The organism is Pseudomonas sp. NY15364, assembly GCF_048068235.1.
In the GTDB taxonomy this organism is placed as follows: Bacteria; Pseudomonadota; Gammaproteobacteria; order Pseudomonadales; family Pseudomonadaceae; genus Aquipseudomonas; species Aquipseudomonas mendocina_D.
In genome coordinates this window covers 203,672-226,781 of the sequence record NZ_JBLUPX010000002.1, presented here as the reverse complement: position 1 = coordinate 226,781, position 23,110 = coordinate 203,672, and the positions used below count along the sequence as shown (strand labels likewise).

The 23,110-nt window shown below is 57.4% G+C and carries 19 protein-coding genes and 2 pseudogenes; 13 read left to right on the top strand and 8 right to left on the bottom strand.

Going from position 1 to position 23,110, the window contains the following annotated elements; all coding sequences use genetic code 11:
- Nucleotides 1-26: 26 nt before the first annotated feature.
- Together ACNFCJ_RS03405 and ACNFCJ_RS03400 are read right to left on the bottom strand one after the other, a co-directional pair.
- Nucleotides 27-2,585 carry a TRAP transporter permease gene (locus tag ACNFCJ_RS03405; protein ID WP_416769805.1) on the bottom strand — a complete coding sequence of 853 codons (2,559 nt, stop codon included), beginning with the start codon at nucleotides 2,583-2,585 and terminating at the stop codon, nucleotides 27-29.
- 147 nt (nucleotides 2,586-2,732) lie between these two features.
- Nucleotides 2,733-3,704 carry a TAXI family TRAP transporter solute-binding subunit gene (locus ACNFCJ_RS03400; RefSeq protein WP_017676131.1) on the bottom strand — a complete coding sequence of 324 codons (972 nt, stop codon included), beginning with the start codon at nucleotides 3,702-3,704 and terminating at the stop codon, nucleotides 2,733-2,735.
- A gap of 134 nt (nucleotides 3,705-3,838) precedes the next feature.
- Here ACNFCJ_RS03400 and ACNFCJ_RS03395 point away from each other — a divergent pair.
- The 3 genes and pseudogenes from ACNFCJ_RS03395 to ACNFCJ_RS03385 all read left to right on the top strand — a co-directional run.
- Nucleotides 3,839-4,273, top strand: a pseudogene (locus tag ACNFCJ_RS03395) (helix-turn-helix transcriptional regulator); the annotation flags it as partial.
- A 193-nt stretch (nucleotides 4,274-4,466) separates the two neighbouring features.
- Nucleotides 4,467-5,468: an LLM class flavin-dependent oxidoreductase gene (locus ACNFCJ_RS03390; RefSeq protein ID WP_416769803.1), complete on the top strand. Its 1,002-nt coding sequence runs from the start codon at nucleotides 4,467-4,469 to the stop codon at nucleotides 5,466-5,468.
- Nucleotides 5,469-5,552: 84 nt separating this feature from the next.
- A complete protein-coding gene (locus ACNFCJ_RS03385) occupies nucleotides 5,553-5,978 on the top strand; it encodes an OsmC family protein (protein ID WP_416769801.1) in 426 nt (141 codons plus the stop codon).
- A gap of 59 nt (nucleotides 5,979-6,037) precedes the next feature.
- Here the strand turns inward: ACNFCJ_RS03385 and ACNFCJ_RS03380 are convergent, their stop codons facing one another.
- On the bottom strand, nucleotides 6,038-6,460 hold the full coding sequence (locus ACNFCJ_RS03380) for a hypothetical protein (protein ID WP_416769800.1): 423 nt from the start codon (nucleotides 6,458-6,460) through the stop codon (nucleotides 6,038-6,040).
- A gap of 124 nt (nucleotides 6,461-6,584) precedes the next feature.
- Here ACNFCJ_RS03380 and ACNFCJ_RS03375 point away from each other — a divergent pair, with 124 nt between their 5' ends.
- Nucleotides 6,585-7,646, top strand: coding sequence for an aminopeptidase (locus ACNFCJ_RS03375; protein WP_416769799.1), 1,062 nt, complete (start codon nucleotides 6,585-6,587; stop codon nucleotides 7,644-7,646).
- Between the two features lie 64 nt (nucleotides 7,647-7,710).
- Entirely contained in the window at nucleotides 7,711-7,941 is a 231-nt protein-coding gene (locus tag ACNFCJ_RS03370) for a DUF1161 domain-containing protein (protein ID WP_416769798.1), read from the top strand.
- A 73-nt stretch (nucleotides 7,942-8,014) separates the two neighbouring features.
- On the opposite strand, the gene ACNFCJ_RS03365 is transcribed toward ACNFCJ_RS03370, so the two are convergent.
- The 4 genes from ACNFCJ_RS03365 to ACNFCJ_RS03350 all read right to left on the bottom strand — a co-directional run bounded on the left by ACNFCJ_RS03365 (nucleotide 8,015) and on the right by ACNFCJ_RS03350 (nucleotide 11,176).
- Nucleotides 8,015-8,662 (bottom strand): HAD family hydrolase, encoded by a 648-nt coding sequence (locus ACNFCJ_RS03365; protein WP_416769796.1) that lies wholly within the window; start codon nucleotides 8,660-8,662, stop codon nucleotides 8,015-8,017.
- Between the two features lie 65 nt (nucleotides 8,663-8,727).
- Nucleotides 8,728-9,690 (bottom strand): hypothetical protein, encoded by a 963-nt coding sequence (locus ACNFCJ_RS03360; RefSeq protein WP_416769795.1) that lies wholly within the window; start codon nucleotides 9,688-9,690, stop codon nucleotides 8,728-8,730.
- Between the two features lie 446 nt (nucleotides 9,691-10,136).
- Nucleotides 10,137-10,637 carry a GNAT family N-acetyltransferase gene (locus tag ACNFCJ_RS03355; protein WP_416769794.1) on the bottom strand — a complete coding sequence of 167 codons (501 nt, stop codon included), beginning with the start codon at nucleotides 10,635-10,637 and terminating at the stop codon, nucleotides 10,137-10,139.
- Nucleotides 10,634-11,176 (bottom strand): gamma carbonic anhydrase family protein, encoded by a 543-nt coding sequence (locus tag ACNFCJ_RS03350; protein WP_416769793.1) that lies wholly within the window; start codon nucleotides 11,174-11,176, stop codon nucleotides 10,634-10,636. Before ACNFCJ_RS03350 ends, ACNFCJ_RS03355 begins: the two co-directional genes overlap by 4 nt.
- Nucleotides 11,177-11,306: 130 nt before the next feature.
- On the opposite strand from ACNFCJ_RS03350, the gene prlC reads away from it, so the two are divergent.
- Nucleotides 11,307-13,355: an oligopeptidase A gene (gene prlC, locus ACNFCJ_RS03345; RefSeq protein WP_416769791.1), complete on the top strand. Its 2,049-nt coding sequence runs from the start codon at nucleotides 11,307-11,309 to the stop codon at nucleotides 13,353-13,355.
- Nucleotides 13,352-13,645, top strand: a complete 294-nt coding sequence (locus tag ACNFCJ_RS03340; protein WP_416769790.1) for a YheV family putative zinc ribbon protein — start codon at nucleotides 13,352-13,354, stop codon at nucleotides 13,643-13,645. The genes prlC and ACNFCJ_RS03340 overlap by 4 nt, the downstream gene beginning before the upstream one ends.
- Nucleotides 13,646-13,714: 69 nt before the next feature.
- On the opposite strand, the gene ACNFCJ_RS03335 is transcribed toward ACNFCJ_RS03340, so the two are convergent.
- Entirely contained in the window at nucleotides 13,715-14,455 is a 741-nt protein-coding gene (locus ACNFCJ_RS03335; RefSeq protein WP_416769828.1) for an AraC family transcriptional regulator, read from the bottom strand.
- Nucleotides 14,456-14,587: 132 nt separating this feature from the next.
- Between ACNFCJ_RS03335 and ACNFCJ_RS03330 the strand changes: the two genes are divergently transcribed.
- The 6 genes and pseudogenes from ACNFCJ_RS03330 (at nucleotide 14,588) to ACNFCJ_RS03305 (ending at nucleotide 23,046) form a co-directional block, all read left to right on the top strand.
- On the top strand, nucleotides 14,588-15,574 hold the full coding sequence (locus tag ACNFCJ_RS03330; RefSeq protein ID WP_416769788.1) for a bile acid:sodium symporter family protein: 987 nt from the start codon (nucleotides 14,588-14,590) through the stop codon (nucleotides 15,572-15,574).
- Nucleotides 15,575-15,649: 75 nt separating this feature from the next.
- A pseudogene (locus tag ACNFCJ_RS03325) lies at nucleotides 15,650-15,877 on the top strand (radical SAM protein); the annotation flags it as partial.
- Between the two features lie 85 nt (nucleotides 15,878-15,962).
- On the top strand, nucleotides 15,963-18,317 hold the full coding sequence (locus ACNFCJ_RS03320; protein WP_125836415.1) for a site-specific integrase: 2,355 nt from the start codon (nucleotides 15,963-15,965) through the stop codon (nucleotides 18,315-18,317).
- On the top strand, nucleotides 18,314-20,416 hold the full coding sequence (locus tag ACNFCJ_RS03315; protein WP_416769786.1) for a tyrosine-type recombinase/integrase: 2,103 nt from the start codon (nucleotides 18,314-18,316) through the stop codon (nucleotides 20,414-20,416). The genes ACNFCJ_RS03320 and ACNFCJ_RS03315 overlap by 4 nt, the downstream gene beginning before the upstream one ends.
- Entirely contained in the window at nucleotides 20,409-21,353 is a 945-nt protein-coding gene (locus ACNFCJ_RS03310; protein ID WP_416769785.1) for a hypothetical protein, read from the top strand. The genes ACNFCJ_RS03315 and ACNFCJ_RS03310 overlap by 8 nt, the downstream gene beginning before the upstream one ends.
- Nucleotides 21,354-21,738: 385 nt before the next feature.
- The gene (locus ACNFCJ_RS03305) at nucleotides 21,739-23,046 is read left to right on the top strand and encodes a hypothetical protein (RefSeq protein WP_416769783.1); all 1,308 of its coding nucleotides are present in this window, start codon (nucleotides 21,739-21,741) and stop codon (nucleotides 23,044-23,046) included.
- Nucleotides 23,047-23,110 lie beyond the last annotated feature (64 nt).

Genomic DNA, 23,110 nt, shown 5'->3' with positions numbered 1-23,110 from the left:
TGCCTTGTTTCGATCTCAGCCGCGCTCTACGCGGGCTTGGCGACCATACGGCGGCGCTGCAGCAGCACCACCAGGCCGAACAGCAGGAAGCCCGGAATCCACATCAGTTCCTTGATCCAGCGGTCGGTCGGTGCCCGCACGCTGAGGATCTGCTGATCGAACTCGAGGCCTGCATCGGCTGCGATGCTGCCGAAGGTGACGCTGTCCACCAGCACTTTGTCGCCCTCCTCGTAGAGGTTCAGGCCGAGCTTCTCCAGGCGCGCCTGGCCCGAAGCACCGTCCGGCACCGGCAGCAGCACGGTGAACTCACGCGAGTCGCCCACGGCGTTCTCGCCGAGAATGCGCAGGCGCAGCGAGCTACCGTCCTCCACCCCATCGAGCGCTTGCGCCAGCTCAGCCGGCGGCACTTCCTGATAAGGATCGTGCAGCATGTCCATCCAGAAGCCGGGGCGGAACAGGGTGAACGCCACCAGCAGCAGCAACACGCTCTCGTATAGGCGGCTGCGCACCAGGAAGAAACCCTGGGTGCCGGCAGCGAATATCAGCATGGCGATGGTCGCCACGATGAAGATGATCACGCCATGCCAGAAGTCGACATCGATCAGCAGCAGGTCGGTGTTGAAGATGAACAGGAACGGCAGCGCAGCGGTACGCAGGCTGTAGAAGAACGCCACGATACCGGTCTTGATCGGGTCGCCCTTGGACACCGCAGCGGCAGCGAACGAGGCCAACCCCACCGGCGGAGTCACGTCGGCCATGATGCCGAAGTAGAAGACGAACAGGTGCACCGCGATCAGCGGCACGATCAAGCCGTTCTGCTGCCCCAGCGCCACCACCACCGGCGCCAGCAGGCTGGACACCACGATGTAGTTGGCGGTGGTCGGCAGGCCCATGCCGAGGATCAGGCTGAACACCGCAACCAGGACCAGCATCAGCAGCAGGTTGCCCATCGACAGCAGCTCGACCAGATCGGCCAACACCAGGCCAACACCCGTCTGCGAAACCGCACCGACGATGACACCGGCCGCCGCGGTGGCGATACCGATGCCGATCATGTTGCGGGCGCCGGCGATCAGGCCTTCACGCAGGTCGATCACGCCATCGATGAAACGGCCATGGTCATGACTGCCATCGCGACGCATCCAGCTCAGCAGCGGGCGCTGGGTGAGCAGGATGATGATCAGCATCACGCTGCCCCAGAAGGCCGACAGGCCGGGGGACAGGCGCTCGATCATCAGGCACCAGACCAGCACCACCACCGGCAGCAGGAAGTGCAGGCCCGAGAGCAGCACGGCGCGGGTCTGCGGCAGCTCTTCCAGCGGTGCGTTGGGGTCTTCCGGCGGCAGTACCGGCACACTGGCGGCGACTTTCAGCAGCGCCAGGTAGACCACCGCGAGCAGAACGCCGATCACCGGCAGGGCATATTCGCCGAGCGCCGGCTTGAGCCAGCCGAGGCCGTAGTAGACCGCCAGCGAAAGGCCACTGATCAGCGCTGCACCGAAGGCGAAGCCGGTCAGGCGACGCAGCCAGGGCTTGGGCTGATGGCCGCCAATGGGTTGCAGGCCGAGCTTGAGCGCCTCGAGGTGGACGATGTAGAGCAGCGCGATGTAGGAAATCGCGGCAGGCAGGAAGGCATGCTTGATGATCTCGACATAGGGCATGCCGATGTATTCGACCATCAGGAAGGCCGCAGCCCCCATTACCGGCGGCATGATCTGGCCGTTGACCGAGGAGGCCACTTCGACCGCGCCGGCCTTCTCCGAGGAGAAGCCGGTGCGCTTCATCATCGGAATGGTGAAGGTGCCGGTGGTCACCACGTTGGCAATCGACGAGCCGGAGATCATCCCGGTCAGGCCGGAAGCCAGCACCGCTGCCTTGGCCGGGCCACCACGGAAGTGGCCGAGCAGGCTGAACGCCAGCTGGATGAAGTAATGGCCAGCGCCGGCTCGCTCAAGCAACGCGCCGAACAATACGAAGAGGAACACGAAGCTGGTGGATACGCCCAGGGCTATACCGAACACGCCCTCGGTGGTAATCCACTGGTGGTTGGCCAGCGCGTTGAAGCTGACCCCGCGATGCGCCAGCAGGCCAGGCATATAGGGGCCGGCCAGACTGTAGACGAGAAACACCAGGGCGATGATCGCCAGGGGTGGGCCAAGCGCACGGCGCGTGGCTTCCAGCAGCAGTGGGATACCGATGCAGGCAGTGACCAGGTCGCCCGTGGTCAGGCTGCCAGGGCGCATCGCCAGCTGCTGGTAGAAGATAAACAGATAGGCGGCACTGGCAGCGGCGACCAGGCCAAGGGCGATATCCAGCAGCGGCACGCGATCACGTGGCGACCTCTTGAATGCCGGATAGGCGAGGAAAGCCAGCAGCAAGGCGAACGCCAGGTGAATGGCGCGGGTCTGGGTATCGTTGAGTACACCAACGCCGAAGATGAACGGCAGTGGCGAGGCGATCCACAACTGGAACAGCGACCAGAGCAGGGCCAGGCCGGCGATCACCTTGGCCATCAGGCCTGCGGGCGAACGCGCGCCGACATCCTGGGCGATCAGTTCCTCGGTGGAAAGTTGCTTGTCATGCATGGGGCGAACCTGCATTTGAGTAATCGAAAACGGCAAAACCCGCAGACCGGAGTCTACGGGTTTGCTTGACACTAGAAGCGAATCGGGCGACGCGCATGCTGCGCATCAACCACGGGCTCCGGCGGATCGACCGGCAGAGCTCGAGGCTTACAGCCAGCCGCGCTCTTTGTAGTAGCGCTCGGCGCCTTCGTGCAGCGGAGCAGTCAGGCCGACCTTGATCATGTCCTCTTCCTTCAGGTCAGCGAAGGCCGGGTGCAGACGCTTGAAGCGATCGATGTTGTCGAACACCGACTTGACCAGCTGGTAGACCACTTCCGGGTCAGCCTTGGCGCTGGTGGACAGCACGGCCTTGCCGCCGATGGACGGAGTCGGCTGATCGTTGCCCTTGTACAGACCGCCAGGGATGTCGGCCTTGGTGTAGTAGGTCTTCTCGGCCAGCAGCTTGTCGATCTCGGCGCCGGTCACCGGAACCAGAACGGCGTCGGTGGTGGTGGTGGCTTCCTGGATCGCGCCGTTGGGATGACCGACGAAGTAGGTCATGGCGTCGATGTTGTTGTCGCCCAGAGCACTGGCCTGTTCAGCCGGCTTCAGCTCGGCAGCCAGGGCAAAGGCGGAGCGATCCCAGCCTTTGACAGCCATGATCTCTTCCAGGGTGTCACGCTGACCGGAACCCGGGTTGCCGACGTTGACGCGCTTGCCTTTAAGATCATCGAAGCTGGCGATGTTGGCGCTACGACGGGCGAGGACGGTGAACACTTCGCTCTGCAGCGAGAACACCGCGCGGATGTCGCTCATTGCACCTTCGGCTTCGAACGGCGCAGCGCCGTTAAGGGCCTTGAACTGGTGGTCAGACTGCATGATGCCGAAGTTGAATTCGCCGCTGCGAATGCCATTGACGTTGGCCACACCGCCGCCACTGGCTGGCGCGTTGCACTTAATACCGTGCTCAGCCGAGCCACGGTTGAGGAAGCGGCAGATGGACTGGCCGGCAACGTAATAGACGCCTGTCTGGCCGCCGGTGCCGATGGTGACGAATTTCTCTTCGGCCTGTGCCATGCCACTCAGGGCAGTACCCGCGAGCGCGGCGGACAGGACCCATGCCAAGGATTTGCCTTTCATGGGATATCTCCTTTTTTCTGTTGTTTTGAGCGAGCGTGCCTTGTGAGCGACGTCCGGGTGGGAAGTCTAACCGCTTGCGGCGAATATGCACGCCTTGTTGGTCAATCGGTCGTAACCGCTTATGTGAGGCGCGGGCTATCGCCCTGCCCCGCGCGCTGTGCCAGAAGCCCCTGATCCAGGCCAACCTGCCGCTGCAGCAACTGCTGCGTCAGCATGCCGAAACGCTGCTCGCCCGCTTGCCGAGCGCAAGCCTAAGCGCGCGGGTTATCGGCCAAATCGGCGAGCAACTCGCGCATGGTGAGCCCGATCATGCCGAACTGGCCCGTACGCTAAACCTGAGCGAACGCACCCTGCAGCGAAGGTTGGCCGAAGAGGGCTGTAGCTACCAGCAACTGCTGGCCGACACACGCCGCCAACTGGCCGAGCAACACCTGCGCGACGGCCGCCTGCCAGCGACGGAAATCGCCTTGCTGCTGGGCTACCCCGAGCCCAGTGTGTTCTTCCGTGCCTTCCGCCAATGGACCGGCCTGACGCCTGGCGAGTACCGCACCCAGCACGCCGCTGGCTGAGTCGCAGGCTCGTTCGCCAACACGGCTATCCGCGGGCCATATGGCTCCATCATGGCCAGGCCGTCCGCGCCGCGAACAGCCTGCCACGGTATCAGCACATCACCTGCGTCGATGATGACTATGCCTGCGCCTGGCGTGCGCAGCCTGAACCGGAGAGGTTAGAGTAGCTGGCCACGCAACGAGGAGACTCCCTATGAGCCGACTGGCCTCCATCAAGCTCTCCACCCTCGACTTGGCACCGATTCGCGACGATGGTGATGCCGCTCAAGCCCTGCACAATTCGCTGGCGCTGGCCCGCCATGTCGAGAGTCTCGGCTTCGAAAGATTCTGGGTGGCCGAACACCACAACATGGACGGCATCGCCAGCTCCGCTACCTCCGTGCTGCTCGGCTACCTGGCCGCCGGCACCTCGAAGATCCGTCTTGGTTCCGGCGGGGTGATGCTGCCCAACCATGCGCCGCTGGTGATCGCCGAACAGTTCGGCACCCTGGCCACGCTCTACCCTGGGCGGATCGAGCTGGGCCTGGGCCGCGCGCCCGGCGCCGATCAGTACACCGCCCATGCCCTGCGCCGTAGCCGTGATGGCAGCGCCGACGACTTCCCCAATGACGTCGAAGAACTACAGGCCTACCTCGGCCCACGCCAGGAAGGACAGCGGGTGATCGCCATGCCTGGTGCAGGGACCAATGTGCCGATCTGGTTGCTCGGTTCCAGCCTGTTCAGCGCTCAATTGGCCGGCATGAAAGGCTTGCCTTACGCCTTCGCCTCGCACTTCGCACCGCGCTACATGCATGAGGCAGTGCGCACCTACCGTAACCACTTCCGCCCTTCGGCAGTGCTGGACAAGCCTTACGTGATGCTCGGCGTGCCGCTGCTGGCAGCCGATAGCGACGAGCAGGCACAGTACCTGGCCACCTCCGCGTTCCAGCGCATCCTTGCGCTGATCCGTGGCCAGAGCATGGTGCAGCGCAAGCCGGTGCCAAACATGGACGGCCTATGGCTGCCGCACGAGCGCCAGGCCGTCGGTGAGTTCTTCGGCCTGGCCGCCATCGGCGGGCCGCAGACCGTCCGCCAACGCCTGGAACAGTTGCTGGAGCAAACCGAAGCGGACGAACTGATCTTCACCTGCGACATGTACGACTTCGCCGACCGCCTGCACGCCTTCGATATCCTCGCCGAGCTGCAGAACAGTTGAGGGCGAACTTTGTGTGCGTTACCGCCCTCTGAATCAGAACAGGCCGCCAGACCGGTGGCCCCGTTCATACGATGGGAGACGCACATGAAGAAGACAGCTTCAGCCCACTGGCAAGGTGGTATCAAGGACGGCAAAGGCACCATCTCCACTGAAAGTGGTGCCCTCAAGGAATCGCCTTATGGCTTCAACACCCGCTTCGAGGACAAGCCAGGCACCAATCCCGAAGAGCTGATCGGCGCCGCTCATGCAGGCTGCTTTTCCATGGCACTGTCCAAAGAGCTGGGTGACGCTGGCATGACTGCCGAGAGCATCGACACCAAGGCGCAAGTGACCCTGGAGAAGGGGGAAGGCGGCTTCGAAATCAGTACCGTGCACCTGACGCTGCGCGCGAAAATTCCAGGTGCAGATCGCGCTGCCTTCGAGAAAGCGGTGGAAGCGGCCAAGACCGGCTGCCCAGTCTCCAAGGTACTGAAGGCCACGATCACCCTAGAAGGCATACTCGAAGCCTGACCTCGCAGCGGCGGCGCACCCGATCATCAGCGGCGTGCGCCGTGCGCAACAGCCCTGGCCTAGATGGCTGTCCCACAACGCATGACCTCACCCCGCGCCAGTACATTGCGCTGCTCGTCATACAGCCAGGCCTGCGCCTTCATCAGCTGTTGGCGTGCCTCGACGCGGTAGCGCTGGCCGGCCGCAAAGTCGTCGTAACGCAGGCGAATCTCGCAGGTCATGCGCAATGGCTCGCTCTGCATACCTATCGAGCCACCGCTACGCACCTCGAACTGAAAGCGCGTTTCCAGCTCATGCTTGCCGGGCGTCACCTGGAAGTAGCGGCCATCCGGCCAGCGCTTGCCGTCCAGGCGGTCGGCCATCAGCAAGGTATCGGCGCTGGAATACAGTTCGACCCAGGCCTGCTGCGGGTCCGGTTTGGGCAGCGGAGAAGCACAGGCCCCGAGCATCATCATGGCGGGAGCGAGAAACAGGGCGCGCATGGCGACCTCCACGGTAGGGTTCAAGCACCAGCCTACATCGGAAGGCAGGCAAAACCGAGGCGAAACGGACGTATTCGAACCAGTGGGGCTGGAGACAACCCCTGCGATCAGCTAGCGTGACGACATGCCCAACGCCTTCCCTAAAGACCTGCTGCGCCGCTACGCGGTTCCCCTGCTCGCCCTGCTGCTGGGCGGCTGCTCGACCCTCGATTACTACGCCCATCTTGGCCAGGGCCAATGGCACTTGCTGCAGGCGCGCCAGCCAGTCGAACGGCTGCTAAGCAACCCTGCGACAGACCCCGACCTGGCCAGGCGCCTGACGCTGAGCCAGCAGGCGCGGGACTTTGCCAGCGCGCAGCTGCAACTGCCCGAGAACCGCAGCTATCGCCTGTACGCCAACCTAGAGCGTCCCTTCGTGGTGTGGAATGTCTTCGCCACGCCGGAGTTTTCCCTCGACCCCGAGCTGCATTGCTTCCCCATCGCCGGTTGCGTCGCCTACCGCGGCTACTACCAGCAGGGTCGCGCCCGCGGTGCTGCCGCGCTACTGCGCCAAGAGGGCCTGGACACCTACATAGGCGGCGTCGAGGCCTACTCCACCCTGGGCTGGTTCGATGACCCACTGCTCAACACCATGCTGCGCTGGAGCGACGAACGCTTCATCGCGGTGATATTCCACGAGTTGGCGCACCAGCAGTACTACCTGCCGGGCGATACGGCCTTCAACGAGTCCTTCGCCACCTTCGTCGAGCGCGAAGGGCTGCGTCAGTGGCACGCCAGCCGCGGGGAGACGCCGGCCGCCACTGACGACCGTCAGCGCCAGCAGTTCATCGAGCTGGTGCTGGTCAGCCGCGAACGCCTGCAACAGCTCTACGCCAGCGACCTGCCGGAGTCAGACATGCGCATCGCCAAACAGGCCGAGTTCGAGCGCCTGCGCCGCGACTACCGCGCATTGCGCCAGCGCGAATGGGGCGGCCAGGGTCGCTATGACACCTGGATAGAAAGCCCGTTGAACAACGCCAAGCTGCTGCCCTTTGGCCTCTACGATCAATGGGTGCCGGCTTTCGCGACACTGTTCGCCCAGGAAGACCGAGACTGGCGCGCGTTTTATGCCGCAGTGGCAGCACTCGGTCGGTTGCCGCAGGCAGATCGTCGGGCCGCGTTGCAGAGCCTGATGCATGACGACTAGAACTGATTGGCACATTGCCAGTCCAACCTACTCAGGTTTTCGCCCAACACCGGAGGTACAAGCGATGCAACGACTGATTCCCGCCCTGGCCCTGATGCTCCTTACTGGCGGTGCGCTGGCCGCGCCCAAGCCCTGCGAAGAACTCAAGCAGGAAATCGAAGTGAAGATTCAGGCCAACAACGTGCCCAGCTACACCCTGGAAATCGTGCCCAACGCCGAAGTTCAGGATCAGAGCATGGTCGTCGGCAGCTGCGACGGCGGCACCAAGAAGATCGTCTATCAGCGCAACGGCTGATACACCCCTGTAGGAGCGAGCTTGCTCGCGCAGCTTTCGCTTTCATTCGCGAGCAGAGCTCGCTCCTACAGTTTCAGCAGATGAAGGCCTGGCGCATTTCTTCCAGCGTCTCGAAGTGAAAGTCCGGCGCCTCGCCGAGCAACTCCTCACGACTACCGAATCCGTAACCGACCGCCACCGCCTGCAAGCCATTGCTGCGCGCGCCGATCAGGTCATGCTTGCGGTCGCCGATCATCAGCGTCGAGCCGGGCGCCAGTCGTTCCGACTCCAACAGATGTGCCAGCAGCTCCACCTTGTTGGTGCGGGTGCCATCCAGCTCACTGCCATAGATGCGCGTGAAGTAGCGATCGAAGCCGAAGTGCCGGGCTATTTCCTCGGCGAACACCGTCGGTTTGCTGGTCGCGATATACAGCGTGCGGCCCTGCGCCACCAGAGCCTCGAGCAGCGTCTCTACGCCATCGAACACACGATTCTCGTACAGCCCGGTCACCCGGAAGCGCTCGCGGTAGTGATTGACCGCCTGCCAGCCGGTGGCCTCATCCAGCGCGTAGGTGGCCATGAAGCACTGCAACAAGGGCGGGCCGATGAAATGCTCCAGCGCGGTCAGGTCCGGCTCGTCGATACCCAGCTTGGCCAACGCGTACTGCACCGAACGGGTGATGCCCTCACGCGGGTCGGTCAGGGTGCCGTCGAGGTCGAAGAGAATGGTGGAGTGATGCATGGCGGGCGCCTATTCGCAGCTGGAACGGTGGCGAAGGATACCCGCCTTCAGCGCCCACTTCACGCTCAGGCATGCACCCGATAACCCCAGCGCAGCCCCAGCCGAGTGAACGGCCAGAGCAGCGCCAGCTGCAGCAAAGCGAACAGCCCCAGCAACACGAGGCTACCCGCGAAACCGAACCAAAGCGCTGCCAGCACCAGGATCATGCCCAGCATCCCGCTGCAGAACCACAAGGCAAAGGTAATCAGACAGGCCAGCGCCAGCCGACCACCCTTGAACCCCAGCATCTGCGACGGCAACACCGAACGTGCGGCGAAGAAGGCGACCAGCAGGGACAAGCCGGCGCTGACCAGCCCGCTCAACCCCGCCCAGCCGTCGAGCACCTCATTTGCCATACCGCCCATCGACAGGCGTGTCACCAGTGCATTCAACTGTAGGTTGACCACCACCATGCCCAACGCAAAACACCAGGCCAGCGTGGTCGCCGACACCGGCAAGGCAGCCTCTGCCGGCCTGGCCTGGTGGCGAAACAGATGCAGCACCAGCCACAACGTCAACAACGCCTCCACGGTAAAACGCAACAGACCGACCAGCCACCACAACCCAACACTGAGCAGGCCGCCAGCGCCGTAATGATCGAAATGCTCGTAAAGCCCCATGTGCAGGTAGCTCAGGACATACCCCAGCGCCCAGGACACCAGGAACCAGGCCACGCCATAGGCCAACATAAGCGACGCGGATTGCGGGTAGTCCGCCAGGCCGTTGCGCTCCAGATAGGCCAACGTCAACCAGTAAGCGGCCAACGCCGACAGCAGCAGGTGACTCAGCCAGAACGACACCGATTGACGCAACAAACTGACGTAGTCGACCTCATCGATCCGCCCCCAAGTAATCAATGTGATGACAATGCCGATCACCCCGACCGCCAAGGCAACGCAAGCCACGTGGCGCGGCAATGCCGGCCACTCGCCCGGACTGGAATTCACTGCCGCAGCCGGCAAAGGTTCGAAGGGATTAGCTTGGCTCATGAGGTACTCCCTGTCGAGGTCTGAATCCATCGAAACGCGAGAGTACCGCCCCTCCCAGCAGGACAATAGCTCGAGATGGCAGAACTGTGCGGTATGGCCAGACAACGGTCAGCACCTACAAGGCATGCCCATACCCATTTTTCTACGACGGACAAATCGTCTTTTAAAAATCAATGAGTTGCCGGATGACGAAAAAAAGGGTCAAGCACCACCGAATCCCGCCATACCTTGAGCGATGCAAGTTTGCCGGCTATCGTGCCTACCTCACTGCCGAATAGGCAGCTCCCGGCGGGCTGTTCGCTTCGCTCCTGAACCCGCCCTACCGTTCGTGTCGATGTTTGGCGTCAGGCCTGTAGCCTGGGTGGAGCGAAGCGATCCCCGCGGCAGCGTTTCCCGAGTTTTGCGGTGCTTAACCCAGGCTACTCATCCGGGCGGCTGCAAAGCGCTCAGTCCAGCAAACTACGAAACATCACATGGCAATCCACCAACCCATGCCGGGCGTGGCGGTAGGCCTTGGGCAAGGTGCCGACTATCGCGAAGCCATGTTTCTGCCACAGCGCCACCGCGACCTCGTTGGTGGCCACCACGCTGTTGAACTGCATGGCGCTGAAACCCAGCTCACGTGCCACGTCCAGCGAATGAGCGCAGAGCCGGCTGGCGATGCCGCGGCCACGGGCGGCCGGGGCGGTCATATAGCCGCAGTTGCATACGTGGTCACCCGGCCCAGCTGCATTAGCCTTGATGTAGTAGGTACCGAGAACCTGCCCGCCCTGCTCGGCAACGAAGGTCGCGCGGGGCAGTTCAACCCAAGTTTTCCAGGCTGTTTCGCGATCCATGTTCGGGTCGAAGGCGTAGGTTTCCTGCGCCTGCACCACGTCACGGATGATCGCCCAGACCTGGTCGAAATCGGCTGCCTCGATGGGCCGGATGATCAGTTCATCGCTCACTGGTCGTAGCCTTCAGCCAGGTGCAGATCCTTGAGTTTCACGTAGTTGCCGGCCGTGTAGCTGAAGAAGTTGCGTTCCTTGTCAGTCAGCGGGCGGGCCTGTTTCACCGGGCTGCCGACGTAGAGATAGCCGCTTTCCAGGCGTTTGCCCGGCGGCACCACTGAGCCTGCGCCGATGATCACTTCGTCCTCGACAACCGCGCCATCCATGACGATGCTGCCCATGCCGACCAGAATCCGGTTGCCTAGGGTGCAGCCATGCAGGGTGACCTTGTGCCCGACGGTCACTTCGTCACCGATGATCAGCGGGTAACCATCGGGGTTGAACGTCCCGGCGTGGGTGATGTGCAGCACGCTGCCGTCCTGCACGCTGGTGCGCGCGCCTATGCGGATGCGGTGCATGTCGCCACGGATCACGGTCATCGGCCAGACCGAGCTGTCCTCACCCAGTTCGACGTCACCGATGACCACGGCGCTGGCATCGACGAAAGCCCGTTCGCCAAGCTGTGGAGTGGCTTGTTGGTAAGTACGAATCGCCACGATAGAAATCTCCTGGGCTGCGGGAAAGCTTGATTCTAATTAAGATCACCCCCATGTCGGTTGTAATCGCGCCAGAAAAATTGCCGCTCTGCGCCGCAACCCCACATTCATTCGCCACAGGTGCCTCGTCGTGACCGCGAACAATCCCCTGCTGCAAGACTTCGACCTGCCGCCCTACTCGCAGATCAAACCGGAGCACGTCGAGCCCGCCGTCGACCAGATCCTGGCCGACAGCCGCACGGCCATCACCAAGCTGCTTGAACAGCAGCAGACCAATCCGAGCTGGGATGGCCTAGTGCTGGCGCTGGACGAGCTGGGCGCGCGCCTGGGCCGCGCCTGGAGCCCGGTGAGCCACCTCAACGCGGTTTGCAACAGCCCTGAACTGCGCGCGGCCTATGAGGCCTGCCTGCCAAAACTGTCGGAATACTGGACGGAAATGGGCCAGAACAAGCCGCTGTTCGAGGCCTATGACGCACTGGCCAAGAGCCCGGCTGCGGCCAATTTCGACGTGGCGCAGAAGACCATCCTCGAACACGCGCTGCGTGACTTCCGCTTGAGCGGCATAGACCTGCCGGCCGAGCAGCAAAAGCGCTACGGCGAAATCCAGATGCGCCTGTCCGAGCTGACTAGCAAATTCTCCAACCAGCTGCTCGACGCCACCCAGGCCTGGACCAAGCACATTACTGACGAAGCGCGCCTGAACGGCCTGACCGACTCGGCCAAGGCGCAGATGAAGCAGGCCGCCGAGGCCAAGGGCCTGGACGGCTGGCTGATCACCCTGGAGTTCCCCAGCTACTACGCAGTGATGACCTACGCCGACGACCGCGCGCTTCGCGAAGAGGTGTACGCCGCCTACTGCACCCGCGCCTCCGACCAGGGCCCGAATGCCGGGCAGAACGATAACGGCCCGCTGATGGCCGAGATTCTCGACCTGCGTCAGGAGCTGGCGCGCCTGCTCGGTTTCGCCAATTACAGCGAGCTGAGCCTGGCCAGCAAAATGGCCGAAACCACCGAGCAGGTGCTGAGCTTCCTGCGCGACCTGGCTGTACGCAGCAAGCCCTTCGCCGAGCAGGATCTCGCCGAGCTCAAGGCCTTCGCCACCGAGCAAGGCCTGGATGACCTGCAAAGCTGGGACGTCGGCTACTACAGCGAGCGCCTGCGCCAGCAGCGCTACAGCATCTCCCAGGAAGAAGTGCGCGCCTGGTTCCCGGTGGACAAGGTGCTCACCGGCCTGTTCGCCATCGTGCAGAAGCTCTACGGTATCGAGATTCGTGAACTGAAAGATTTCGACACCTGGCATCCGGACGTGCGCCTGTTCGAGATCACCGAAAACGGCCAGCACGTCGGGCGCTTCTTCTTCGACCTCTACGCTCGCGCCAACAAGCGCGGCGGTGCCTGGATGGATGGCGCCCGCGACAAGCGCCGCGACGCCCAGGGCAAGCTGATCGCCCCGGTGGCCAACCTGGTGTGCAACTTCACCCCGCCGGTCGGCGGCAAGCCGGCGCTGCTGACCCACGACGAGGTCACCACCCTGTTCCACGAGTTCGGCCACGGCCTGCATCACCTGCTGACCCGCGTCGAGCACGCCGGCGCCTCGGGCATCAACGGCGTGGCCTGGGACGCGGTCGAGCTGCCGAGCCAGTTCATGGAGAACTGGTGCTGGGAACCGGAAGGCCTGGCGCTGATCTCCGGCCACTATGAAACCGGCGAGGCGCTGCCACAGGCCATGCTGGACAAGATGCTGGCGGCGAAGAACTTCCAGTCCGGGCTGATGATGGTGCGCCAGCTGGAGTTCTCCCTATTCGACTTCGAACTGCACGCCACCCACGGCGACGGCCGCAGCGTGCTCGACGTGCTCGAAGGGGTGCGCGCCGAGGTCTCGGTACTGCGCCCGCCAGCCTACAACCGCTTCGCCAACGGCTTTGCGCATATCTTCGCCGGTGGCTATGCGGCCGGTTACTACAGCTACAAGTGGGCCGAAGTGCTCAGCGCCGATGCCTTCTCGAAGTTCGAGGAAGAAGGCGTGTTCAACGCCGATACCGGCCGCGCCTTCCGCGAAGCTATCCTCGCCCGTGGCGGCTCGCAGGCGCCGATGGTGCTGTTCGTCGACTTCCGCGGTCGTGAACCGAGCATCGACGCCCTGCTACGTCACCTCGGCCTGAGCCAGGAGGCCGCATGAGCGAAGCCCCGGTGAACAGCACGCCAAAACGCTTCATCGCCGGCGCCGTGTGCCCGGCGTGCAGCGAGACCGACAGCATCAAGATGTGGAGCGTCGACGGCGTGCCGCACCGCGAATGCGTCAAGTGCGGCTATGCCGACACCCTCGACGCACGCGGCAACTCGGTGCCCGAGGAGATTCCCACGCGGGTCAACGTCAGCGGCCTGAAGCCCAAGGCTGCCGACCCCAACGTGCAGGCGGTGCAGTTCTTTCCCAATCCGAAGCTGAAGAAGCCGAGCGAGCCCACCTAGTCCGGGCATTCTCGGGTGGGTTAGCGGTGCCGAGCGCCGATGCTGCAGGCGAGTTGCACCCGCATGACTTTACTCGCGGAAAAACTCCCCAGGCGTCGCACCGAACTGGCGGCGAAAGGCAGCGATAAACGCCGATAACGAGTCGTAGCCACAGGCCAGCGCCACATCAGTGACACGCTCGCCCTGCTCCAGCGGGGTGAGCGCATCGAGCAGGCGCTGGCGCTGGCGCCACACGCGAAAGCTCAGGCCCGTCTCACGCAGGAACAGCCGGCTCAGGGTCTTTTCCGACACCCCCAGGCGCTCGCCCCATTCGCCCAGCCCCAGCTGACGCAGCGTCGCATCCTCCAGCCCCTGACACACCTCGCGCAGCCGCGCGTCTTGCGGCAACGGCAGCATCAGCGCCACGTCCGGTGCAGCGCGCAATTCGTCCAGCAACACCGCAGCCAGCCTGCCTGGTGCACCCTGCTCGTCATACTCGGCCGGTAACGCACTGAAGCCGCGAATCAGCTCGCGCAGTAGCGGGCTGACCGCCAGCACTCGGCATTCGGCCGGCCCCCAAGGCACCGCGCTGCCGTCGATGTACAGACTGCGCATCTCGGTACGCGGCGAGCTGAACACCTGGTGCTCGACACCTGCCGGCACCCACACCGCGCGCTGCGGCGGGGCGACGAAACGGGCGCCAAGAGTCTGCACCTCGAGTACACCGGAGATGGCGTAGGACAGTTGCACCCAAGGGTGCGTATGGCGAAAGGTCAGGGCGCGGTTGGTCAGCGATTCGGTGCGGCCATACAGCGGCCGAGGCAGGTTCATCAGCTCGGGCAGGCTGCGATGCAGGGTGGCGGACTGTCTGTTTGTCGACACTTGCTGGCTCTTTAGCGTTAGCCGGAAATTTTCGATGACGATAGTCTGGCGCCCTCCTGTATCGCAAGTCCGAGATTCGCCATGTTCCTGCGCCGCCTGCTGCCCGATAATTTCACCCTGACCCTGCTCGCCGTGGTACTCGCCGCCACGTTGCTGCCTGCCAGCGGCCAGATCGCCACGATCTTCGAGTGGATTACCAACCTGGCCATCGCCCTGCTGTTCTTCATGCACGGCGCCAAGCTGTCGCGCCAGGCGATTCTTGCTGGCGCCGGGCACTGGCGTCTGCACCTGCTAGTGTTCGCCTGCACCTTCATCCTCTTCCCGCTGCTCGGCCTGGCACTCAAGCCAGCACTAGAGCCGCTGCTGGGCAAAGAGCTGTACCTGGGCATGCTCTACCTGTGCGCCCTGCCGGCCACCGTGCAATCGGCCATCGCCTTCACCTCGCTGGCGCGCGGCAACATTCCAGCGGCGATCTGCAGCGCTGCAGCCTCCAGCCTGCTGGGTATCTTCCTCACCCCGCTGCTGGTGGCCTTGCTGATGGGCGTGCACGGCGACAACGGCTCGACCCTCGACGCCATTGGCAAGATCAGCCTGCAGTTGCTGCTGCCGTTCGTTCTCGGCCAGATCGCTCAGCGCTGGATCGGCGGTTGGGTCAACCAGAACAAGAGCTGGCTGAAATACGTCGACCAGAGCTCGATCCTGCTGGTGGTCTACACCGCCTTCAGCGCCGCGGTGATCGGCGGCCTGTGGCAGCAGGTACCGCTGGCCACTCTGCTGCTGGTGATTGCCGCCTGCTGCGTGTTGTTGGCGCTGGCCCTGGTGTTGACCCACCTGCTGGGCAAATGGATGGGCTTCAGCCTGGAAGACCGCATCACCATCCTCTTCTGTGGCTCGAAAAAGAGCCTGGCCACCGGCGTGCCGATGGCACAGGTGCTGTTCGCCGGCAGCGCCATCGGCGTGCTGATCCTGCCGCTGATGCTGTTCCACCAGATCCAGTTGATGGTCTGCGCGGTGCTGGCACAGCGTTACGCCAAACGCGAGGAGGCACCGCAGACCGCGGCCGTCTGATCGACACCGCGATAGAAGGACTTGCTCGGGCGCCAAATAACTGTATTTTTATACAGTATATTTTGGAGTCCGAGCATGTCCGTCAGCCTGCCGCCACGTGGCCGTGGCACCGCCAGCAATCCGCATAACCGCTATGCGCCAACCCGCTCGCAGCACGAAGAAGACGGCTGGTATCAGGACGAAACACCGCCAAGTCGCGCCACCGAAGTGCGCAAGGAGCAGGCGAAGACGGCGATCACCCGCAACAACTCGCCGGACGTCGGCTTCGACCGCTCGGTGAATCCCTACCGCGGCTGCGAGCACGTTATCGTTGACAAAGAAATGTATGGCCAGAGTGTCTAGCTATCCTTGATATTGCTGGCTATAGACCCATCCAAATGGACATCAGATGCCACGCAAGCCTTTCTCCAAGTCTGCACTTGAGTCGCGAGAACGACCGACCCTCCAGCGAAAGCTCCCAGAAAACACCCCCCAAGCGATTCAAGAAAGAAGCACTGCTAGGGGACAAGTCGATGTTTCAGCTCAAGGGTTGCTTGTCCGAAACAAGACTACTGGCACAAGGGAATACGTCCGTGACTTCACAGATCTTGTCACTGAGTATCCGCACCATAAATTAATTGTCCAGCAGTTACTTATAGGTGCGCAGCTCCATTCCGCAAAGAGATTGATCACATATCAATCCCATCAAGACATCTATTACTCAATTCAAGAGTTTGTGCTGTTTCTTAATAGCGCTGAGCCGATCAATAAATCAGTCAAAGGTGTTGCTGATGTCGATGGGCAGGTATGCGTGAATTTTAGGTCATTTCTAATTCGTTCGTATCCAGGTCGCACCGTAAATAGAAAAAGATACGGCGCATTAAAAAATATCTTCCTTTCGTTGAAGAATAAATATAAAGGGCAGAGCTGGGTCGGCAAAGGGTTTGAATGGCCGACTGGACCGGGGATGAACGAGCAAGTAACAGAAGGATACAGCAGGGAGATTCATAATAAGCTTGTGGAGGGATGCCTGATCGATATTAAGTTTATTATGAAGTGGATGGAGAGTTACAACGGTGTAGTGGAAGGCGGGAAGCCAATTCTGGCATACGATCTTTCATTAGAAAACCTGATGTTTGATCTGGTTGTAAAAGAGCAAACTAAAAGATCCAACGGGTCAATCAAGGCGACACACATTAAAGGGTTTGAGTGGGTTATACGCTCCACTGGAGATGTTAAAGAATACATACGGGCAAATGGAATAAGTATAGAGAAGTTTCTGGGCATTTACCGAGCCCGCGCCCATGAACTGGCGGCTAAAGGTCGCCCTGTAGTTGGTACTGAGGTCAGTGAACGGGGAATGGTGTATGGCTGTGATCGAGAAGAATCTGGGCGAATTGCAACTGCAAATGTAGGAAGACTTTATCCAGATTGGCCTATGCAAGTGAGCTTCGAGGAAGCTGGACATCTCTTTTCCACAGAGTGGAGTAAAAACACCGCTCACGGAACAAACAAAAAATATTCTACGCTGGAAAAAAAATTACGGTCGGCCTTGATGTATATGAGGGTTGGGCCAGAGCACCTACCCTATGAAGTAGGTCAAATGGCATACATCAGCAGAGTAGCCTTCACAATGGGAACTATATTCCCATTCTTTCTCTTCGTGATGTTGCAGACGGGCTGGAACTTTGAGGTTGTGGTATCGATAAGCGATAACCTAGACGACCATATTGAGGAGGACCTTTTGGATGATGACTATGTGATTATTTATGGGTACAAGGGACGGTCAGACAAAAGCCAAATGCATAGATCAAACAAGCGAGATAAGTTTGGCACGTATCAGATCTTGCGCTTTGTTGCCGCTGAAGTAACCAAGCATTTGTCGTCGCCTCATTATTTAAAGGGTAAATTATTTCAGTGTGTCATTTCGAAGAATCTGTGGAATAAGTTTGGTCGCTTATGCACGCCGGTGACCACTACGAATTTTGGGCACGCATCAACGGAGTTTCTACATCGCCACCGCATAAAATTGGATACGGATACCAAATCCCCCAGAATTGAAACGAAACGTCTTCGAACTACTTACGAAACTCGACGGAGAGAACAGGGTTTAGATATAGACGAAGTTTCGGCAATGATGGGGCATTCGGATATCGATACCACAGTGAATCATTATGATAGTGACTGGGGGTCGGCAGAAATATTAAATGAGCGTCTAAGGAAGATTCAGAGAAAGCATGAAGAAGATTTTAGGCGTTACTCAGCAAATCTTCTTACAGATGTGTCTTTGGTTGAGCTGCGTGAAGCCACTCTACGCTGCGGTAGTAAAGAAGAACTACGATCAGTTGTTGCACCATTAGTCGGTAGGCTGAATTCTTCTGAAGATTCGGTAATACAGTTGCTTTCTCCGGAAGGTCAGACATTCATTGCAAGTTGTCTAAATTCAAGACGACCAGATTGGCCAGGCGCTGAAAGTTTTCTTAGAACGGATACGCCTTGCAACTACTTCAATCGTTGCCCGTTATGCTCACAGTGTGTGATCTTCAAAGAAGCATTACCTTTTATTGCAAGAAGAATTTCCGACCTTGACGGTCTGAGGGAGCGGTTAAATCCCTTAGAATGGGAGAAAAGCTATCGCGCTGAGTATTTAGCGTGGAAGGGGGTTCTAGAGGGCTGGGGGGATCCGATTGAGGTTGCTGAGGCAATAGATCGATCGGAACATAACGGTTTTGCACTGCCATTGACAATGATAGGGCTCTCATGACAACTCCAACACGTGACCAAATAAAAGCCGTTTTAGAAGAAATAAGGAATGGACTGGGTTGTCACGAGGAAGAGTCAGAGCCTATCGCTACTGAAGAAGATGATGAGGTTCTGAGTGGCGACTCTTCACTTGGGATCATTTGCGATAGTGTAAATTTACTCAATCTTTCCAGAATTGATAAGAACGAGTGGAGTTATATTAGGGTAAGTCCTAGAAGCTCTTTCGGCGATCCGGTTTGGGATTTTGGGGATTACCCCTCCCCTTATAGGTCTCCCATACGTATCAATTTTGACTATGTGAATATGTATGGCGTGAATGTTTGTGGAGTAGGACACGAACATTGGGTGAATATTGCTAGGGCGCTACTATTTTACCGTGTACCGCATTTCGGAATTCGTGGTCGTATTAATGCTTATACATCTCTTGAGACAGATAAAACAAAAGTATTAAGACTCGTAGGGTTGTTTCATGCCGAAGGTCTATATTTAGGTTCAGAAAATTCACCAGATTTTAGGACGGTGAATGATTTGGCCAAGTCGAGTGTGGAGCACTATATAGAGTCGCTGCCCACATCTGGGATTAAGTGGGAATTCTGTTACTTAATGTCCTTCTGGCAGGGCGTGTCATCGATGGGTATGCTTCCGCCAGAGTACTCACTATACGATTCATACGTAACTAAAGAGCTTGTCGCCAAATATAGAAGAGAATACGACGAGTCCTGTCGACCTTTCGAACCCATTCCGCTCGATGACTATGCAGAAATATTTAGATACTGTGTGGGGTTTGTTGAAAACTATAGCGATGACGTCCTTTGGCTGTATAAAAATTTTGCGCCAACCATAGTAGGCGCTTTTGAGAACCCCGAAAAGCTTGCCGCGATAAATTTTGGCGTGTCAACGGCGTCCGTTGAGGGAGTTAAAAGATTTAGGGATTATAAACCTAAGTTACTAGATAGCGGTATTCCCTGGTGGGGAATAGAAATCAAGGAAAGAACGCATGAGAATGATGAGGGGGAGTATATAAATCAAACTGCTGTGATTAGCGTTGTTGTCTCTCTGATCGATGCGTGTATCGTGCTTCTTCTATGCCTTACTGGGATGCGCCGATCAGAGGTCATTGGACTTAAGGTGGATTGTCTTTCGTTTAAGTCTGAGGGTTATTGGCTTACTTATACTGTTTTCAAAACTTCGATTTCGTCACAGGGCGACATTAAGACAATACCTATCCCAAAAATTGCTGCTGACGCAATTGAAGTAATAATTGAAATAGGGCGTGATGCTCGTGCTTACGGTAATCACGACTATCTGTTTGTCAAGATACCAAAGTTTAGTTTTGGAAACACTCCGCAGTCCATTGTGGTAGAGCGAGCTTGCAATCGAGTGGCAAACAACCTGGGTATTGATTATAGAGTACACCCACATCGTTTTCGGAAGTCACTTGCCCTTTATATAATTCATCAAGATTCGCGGAATCTTGAAATTATTAAATGCCTCTTTTCTCACCGCAGTTTAAAAATGACGTTAAGGTACATCCTTTCTTTACCTGGCGTGAACGATGAAGTCAAAGCTACGTTGATTGATGAAAATACGGAAATTCTCGTCGAGGTTTTGCAAGGTGTAATTTCTGGTCAAATTGGGGGCATTGGCGGCAAAAGGTTGGCCAAGACTGCTAATTCTTCTCCAATACTCAGGGCTAAATTGCAAAACGCGGGAAAAGAGAGTTTAAGTCAGTATGTCGCCTCTTTGCTTGATGAAGGTGTGAAGCTTCTGCATAGAACGAATCTTGCAATCTGTATGCGAACGCCGGGTCTTACCAGCGAGTCACCTTGTGATGCTAAGAATGATAGCCCTGGGTCGAGGCTTCATCCAAACTTGTTTGCGTGTGACCCATATAATTGTAGATATGCTGCATTTGTCGAGGCCAATGTTCCATCATTAAAAAATGAGATAATTTTCCACGATAATATGATTAAGCATAGGTACTGTGGAGCGACTCAGAAGGAGTATTCGCAGAGGCGTATCGCTGAAGCCTTTAAGCGACTTCACGAGGTTGTAGGGGATGAAGCACATAATTTCCTAAAGCAGGTGGCGCATGGCTAAGCAGGATCTCCTCAATCGGGTGTATGCGACTATTTCAGCGCTCCAAAGCGACGGCCGAAAAAAGTTATCAGTGATGGAAGTTTCTAAATTATCCGGTGTCGGTCGTGCAACAATCAATCAAAAGCATGATCCTGACTGGGTGAAGGTCAGAGAAGTCATAAAAGGAACAACTCATTCTGGGGTTTATACAAAGGATTCAAGTGAGGGTGTCAAAAAGCCACTCAAAAATACTCAAGAAATACATCATCGACTGAAAGAGTTGGAGGGGCAGTTAGCCCTACTAAGGGAGCGCGCTAGCACCACATATAATCAGTTGATCGACAGGGTACAATATTACTTTGCGTTGGCTAGTGAAAAGCCTGCTAAGCAAGTTGAGAAGGCTAAGCTCCTTCAAGAGCTAACTCATCAGAAGAATCAGAACGCAATCCTACGTGCAGATCTCAAGGCGGCTCTTGCTGAATCATTAACTCCTGCGGTATCAGGAATTATCACTTCAAAGATTATTTTGGAAGTGCCTAATGCAGTCTCTGATTCTGAGGCTATTCTGAGTTTTTTGGAGAAACTGGATTCGTTATCTAGTCAGAATCGATCTTCACTTGTTACCGCAGTCTACATAATGTGTGGTCTTCCAATGTGCGGCAAGTCATCTTGGATTGATAATCACAAGCCACCTACTCCAGGTGTATCCTTATATGTCAGTGGAGCAAGTGATACAGTTTCAACTCGGAATTTGTTAGTTTCTAGGGTTAGGAAAGAATTTAACGCGCCCGTGCACTGTGTTAGATTTAGTCTAGGCGTTGATGCCTGTATCTCTAGGGCCGAAAAACAGTTCAATGGTGCGGCTCTTGAATTGAATATTTCATCCATCAAAGTTGTGGCTGCGCGGTTCGAAGAAATACAATTCAGCGAAAATTTCGACTCAATCATCTTGGCTTGAAATCAGTGAATGGTCTAAAGCGTTTCCAATCGTTTGTTGAAGAGCGACGTCTCTTGGGAGACTGGGCTGATTTCGTTTCAGCAGATATGACTAGGCTTTCAAGAGTAAAGCTGGTTGAAGCGTGTGGGATTCAGCGAAGCATAATTTATCAAAACTCACAGGTAGTAACTCTGCTTCGTGATCTTGAGTCCGAATTAAGAGCACATGGTGTTCTTTATGGGCGCAGTGCGGATACCAATTGTGCTCACCAAAATTGTTTAACTCATGATGAAGAATTAGAGCAGCGGTTAGGCGATTTGTCTGCTTCGCTTTGTAAGTTTAATGACTATTTAAATGAAGTATCTAATTCGCTTGTGGTGTACCCCTTATCGAGGCCAAAATAGTTATGTGTATCCTTCATTTTGGAAACGGTTTGGCCAGCCACTCTGGCTATATGCGAGAGCGCGTAGGGATTTATTTTGATGATAATCATAACGTTCTTGAAGCACCGACCATGTGGGCGATGGCTGTCTCGAAGATACGTTCAAGGAGTGATGAAACGACAAGAAACTATGCGAATATCCTGAGAAGGTTTTTGCAGTGGTTGGACGATAGCCCAATCGAAGGGGCTGAAGTTGTATTTGGCGCGCAGAACTGGCAGTTGGTGGATGAGGATGTTTTTGATGCCTTCCTTGTTCATATAGCATCTCCAACGGATGCGCTTCCTGATGGTCCGTCTCACAAAACCATGTATCACATTGCGGCAAGGGTCTGGAGCTTCTATCAGTGGGCCGAAAGGCAGGGCTATAAACACTATTTGGATATCAGTAGGACTGATATCCGATACATGCTGAAAGACCAGAAACTCCTGGCCCATATCAACCCAGGGGTTAAAGTTACTACCCTGGGATTTAATCTGCCCAGTGGTAGACCAGCAATGCATCAACGAGAAATGCAGAAATTTGTAAGGCAAACTGATTATGAAATAGCTCTCAGTGTGATGAATGATCCTGTTTATCAAATTATCGCAGCGATCATACGTATTACCGGGCTTAGACCGATTGATCTTTTTCAATTGCCTTACCGAGGGAGAAATGAAAATCATGGATTCATTCCTTATGATGAGGGTGAGTACCCAGAAGGGTTAGATAATGGCGCTATCTATTATTATTTTAGGTCCAAGGGAAAATGGCGCTCCATAGACTTTCCAGGGAAGCTGTGGAGAGTTATTTGCGAGTATTATTTACCCTTAAGGCGGCAACGAGCGAAGCTATATGAGGCTAAGCATGGCATTCCACCAAGGAATAGCGACTTGTTTCTTTCCGCTCGTGGTGATGTTGTTACTCATGGAATGCTTGGTTATAACTTTAGCAAGGTGGTTTCTGCAGCGAAGAACTCCGAGAGCGCTACTGATTTTAAAGCCATACGATTCAATGCACGAATGCTCAGGCACACCTGTGCGACATATTTTGTTTATGAGGCGTTGAAAGCCCAGAATAGACTTGGAAGGAGTTTTGTTTACGATGCAGCGCTCGACGAAGATCTCAGGAAAATGCTGGGCCACACTGATGTTAGAACTACACTTGAATACTATGTTCATTTAGTCAACCGATATGTGCACGACAATCTTCTGACTGATCTTCATCGTTCGCGCGTTGATGCTGGTTTGTCCGCTATTTTAGACCGACATAATTACTCTGAGATTGTCGTATAGAACAGGCACTAGAGATGCTGCCTTCTTGGTGAGCAGCTCTGGACACGTCGATATGGGAGTGCAT